We start from the raw sequence: 699 nt of genomic DNA, 5'->3' as shown, positions 1-699 counted from the left end.
CGGCCTGCTCGCCGCGCCGCTGGGACCGGCCGGGGCCATCTGGTTCGCCTGCGCGGTGCTCGGCGCTGCCGGTGCCGCCAAGCTCGTGCGCCGGGGCTGACGGTACTTTCCCGCCGGCTGCCACGGCCCTAGGCTGAAGCCGGCGGCCTCATCCAGGCCGGGACCGGAAGCCACAGGAGGCACGCCGTGCGGATACTCGTCGCCTATGCCAGCAGCCAGGGATCAACGCAGCAGATCGCCCGGCAGATAGCGGAGGTGCTGGAGCGCTCCGGCCTGCGCGTCGAGGTGCTGCCGGCCGGCCAGGCAGCCGATGCTGCCGGCTACGATGCGGTGGTGCTCGGCAGCGCCATCCACAACCAGGCCTGGCTGCCTGAGGCCGCGGACTATTTCGGCCGCAATGCCCCGGCCCTGGCCGGTCTGCCGGTGTGGATGTTCAGCGTCGGCATGCCGGATGCCCTGCCGGGGCCGATGCGCCGCAAGGCCCGCGAACTGCAGCAGCAGCGCATCGAGGCGGCATTGGCCGGGCCGGTGCGGCCGCGGGAGCATCGGATCTTCTCCGGGGTCTACGGGGCCGGCCGGCTGCCGGCGCCGGGACGGTTCCTGTTCAGGCTGATCGGCGGACGCCTCGGGGACCTGCGGGACTGGCCGCAGATCCGGGCCTGGGCGGAGGGCATTGCCGGGCAGCTGGTGCCGGCCGGG

The 699-nt window shown here is 74.1% G+C and carries 1 protein-coding gene; it reads left to right on the top strand.

All coding sequences use genetic code 11. The annotated features are described in order from the left end of the window. Positions 1-186 precede the first annotated feature (186 nt). The coding region (locus ACFQ36_RS23170) for a flavodoxin domain-containing protein (protein WP_377017971.1) at positions 187-699 on the top strand (513 nt) is incomplete at its 3' end.

The sequence above is a fragment of the Arthrobacter sp. GCM10027362 genome, assembly GCF_042679445.1.
Taxonomy (GTDB): domain Bacteria; phylum Actinomycetota; class Actinomycetes; order Actinomycetales; family Micrococcaceae; genus Crystallibacter.
Note: the sequence above shows the minus strand (reverse complement) of the source record. Positions and strands in the feature narration are given on the sequence as shown.